Raw genomic sequence first — 2,488 nt, forward strand, 5'->3', positions numbered from 1 at the left:
GCGACGGTTCACTCCCGCGCTGATCACCAGTCACGGTCATCTGTGTACTCCTTCAGCTCACGCTGATCTCGTTACACAGACCATCTGACACGCCCGCTGCCCGCCGTGGGAGCCGGCCGTGGGTGCGCGACTTCCACATCTCCACCCGACCCGCGGAGGTCGCCGACCGGGCCGTGCCGGGGCACTGGGAAGGTGACCTGGTCATCGGCGCCCGCGGATCCAGCGCGATCATCACCCTGGTCGAACGCGCCACCCGCTACGTCATGCTCGGCGCCCTACCCGAGTCGAGGGTCAGCGAGCAGGTCATCGACGTTCTCACCAGCCTGATGCGTCGACTGCCCGCCGAGCTGCGCAAGACCCTGACCTGGGACCAGGGCATCGAGATGATCCAACACCCAACCTTCACCCTGGCCACCGACTGCAAGGTCTACTTCTGCGACCCCCACTCACCCTGGCAACGCGGCAGCAACGAGGACACTGTGAGTCTTCTGGTGGTCCGGGAGGGCTGGTCCGGCAGGCTGGTGCCGGCTGCACGAGGTGACTCTCGAGAACACTGGACACCGACAGCTGTGCCTTGCGTTGGACCCGTCTCTCGAGCAGCCGACACCGGCCTGACCCACTCGTCTTGGCTTGATCAGGAGCTTGTCCGCCCGCAGGCGTGACTCCTCACAGTGCTGCCGCGACAGGTGACCTCTTCCCGGGTCGGCGTCGACCGCGCTCGCCCGCGGGAAGGACAACCGGATGGTAATGCTGGCAGAGCACTACGACTTCGTCATCGGTGGTGACCCCGACCGCGACACGATCGACCTGGCCATCCTCGAGACGGGCACCGGCGGGGTCCGTGGCCACCTCGCCGACCGAACGGATGGACCCGGCTACCTGCGGCTGCTGACCTGGGCCCGCGAACACGCGCCCGGCCGTCGGGTCTGGGCGCTGGAGGGCACCGGCAGCTTCGCCGCCGGACTGGTCATGGTCTTGTCCGAAGCAGGCGAAGACATCGTGGAGATCACGGGTGGAAAGCGATCCCGCGGCGCGAAGAACGACCGTATCGACGCAGTCCAGGCCGCTCGAACCGCATTGGCCCAGGAAGACCAAGCCGCGCCCCGTGAACGGGGCCTGCGTGAAGCGCTGCGTCAGATTCTCGTTACCCGGCAGGCAGTCCTGGTCAGCCGCACCAAAGCGATCAACGAACTCAAGAGTCTGATCGTGGTCGCGCCCGAGCATCTACGCACACAGTTGCGAGGGCTTCGACTGATCAACTGGCCCGCGTCGAACAGCTCCGCAGCCCCGCTGGCGCGAGCGTCGAACATCGGATCACCATCCTGACCTTGAAGTCGATCACCGCCCGGATCCGGTTCCTCCTCGCCCAGACCGCCGAGCTCGACCCCGAGTTGCTCGCCCTCGTCAAAGCCACCCCGCGGGCCAGGTCCTGCTCGCCGAGCCCGGCGTCGGTCCGGTCGTCGCCGCCCAGCTGCTGGTGAGCTGATCGCACCGCGGCCGGGTCCGCAGCGAGGCCGCGTTCGCCACCCTCGCCGGCGCCGCCCCTCTGGAGGCCAGCAGCGGTGCAACGCACCCGCCACCGGCTCAGCCGCGGCGGGACCGTGACCTCAACCGCGCCCTCCATACGATCGCGATCACCCCGCCTACGCTGCCACCAAGAGTCACGCGACTACGAAGCCAACCGCACCGTGCAGGGCAAACCCACCGCGACGTCCGTCGCAGCCTCAAGCGCATTCTCGCCCGCCGGCTCTACCGCCGCATCCAAGCCGCGACCCGCCAGCCGACACCCTCCATCAACCTCCCGCACGGAGCTTGACAAACATAGGAGCGTCTAATGGGATGCTCCGCCAGTACTTCCCCCGTTCCAGCACCGACTTCCGCACCTGGACTCAAGACCAGCTCGACGCCGTCGCCCGCGAACTCAACGGACGACCCCGCCAAACCCTCGACTGGCAGAATCCAGCCGAAGCACTCAACAAGCACCTCGTTGCTACAACCGCTTGAAACCGCCGACAGGGAGACTAGAAGATTGGTCGCCTGATCCGGCGGCAGCCCTCATTTCTCGTCACCGGTCCGCAGCCATGCTTACTGAGCCCGAAGCTAAGGAAGCCCATCAATGCGGACAAGAGGCCCGCAATCCCAATTGCCACACGAGCGGCACTTTCACGCACGATGCAGATGCGTCAGTGGCAATTGTTGATGCTGGGCGGCCAAACACGATCGTCCGGCCGCCCAGCAGTTCCGGTACAGCATTTCACTGGAACTGGTGTTCGTGAATCTTGGCGCTCCGCTTAGCTGAGCTTGCTGTTCGCCGAGGACCACTTCCCGTCAGTCGATTTCCACCACTCCGCAGGAGCCGCGAAACCAGTACCAGTATCAGTGGCACGGAACATCCACAGCTTGCTGGTCGAGGCGCCGTAGTCGTAGAGGATCCCTACATCGGCCTTGCCGTCGTTGGTGAAGTCTCCGACGGCGAGTTTGCTGCTAG

The 2,488-nt window shown here is 65.6% G+C and carries 3 protein-coding genes and 3 pseudogenes; 5 read left to right on the top strand and 1 reads right to left on the bottom strand.

Annotation, left to right across the window (positions count from 1 at the left end):
• Nucleotides 1–137 precede the first annotated feature (137 nt).
• From ACIP9D_RS32810 to ACIP9D_RS32830, 5 genes and pseudogenes are all read left to right on the top strand, one after another.
• Nucleotides 138–491 (top strand): annotated as a pseudogene (locus ACIP9D_RS32810) (IS30 family transposase); the annotation flags it as partial.
• A gap of 250 nt (nt 492–741) precedes the next feature.
• Nucleotides 742–1,326, top strand: coding sequence for a transposase (locus tag ACIP9D_RS32815; protein ID WP_350877576.1), 585 nt, complete (start codon nt 742–744; stop codon nt 1,324–1,326).
• Nucleotides 1,327–1,328: 2 nt separating this feature from the next.
• The gene (locus ACIP9D_RS32820; protein ID WP_350877574.1) at nt 1,329–1,481 is read left to right on the top strand and encodes a hypothetical protein; all 153 of its coding nucleotides are present in this window, start codon (nt 1,329–1,331) and stop codon (nt 1,479–1,481) included.
• A gap of 29 nt (nt 1,482–1,510) precedes the next feature.
• Nucleotides 1,511–1,816, top strand: a pseudogene (locus tag ACIP9D_RS32825) (IS110 family transposase); the annotation flags it as partial.
• A 14-nt stretch (nt 1,817–1,830) separates the two neighbouring features.
• Nucleotides 1,831–2,004 (top strand): annotated as a pseudogene (locus ACIP9D_RS32830) (IS30 family transposase); the annotation flags it as partial.
• Nucleotides 2,005–2,291: 287 nt separating this feature from the next.
• On the opposite strand, the gene ACIP9D_RS32835 reads toward ACIP9D_RS32830, so the two are convergent.
• Nucleotides 2,292–2,488, bottom strand: a 197-nt coding sequence (locus ACIP9D_RS32835) for a hypothetical protein (protein ID WP_400451400.1), incomplete at its 5' end; no start/stop codon positions are given.

This window comes from Micromonospora sp. NPDC093243, assembly GCF_044753725.1.
Classification (GTDB): domain Bacteria; phylum Actinomycetota; class Actinomycetes; order Mycobacteriales; family Micromonosporaceae; genus Micromonospora.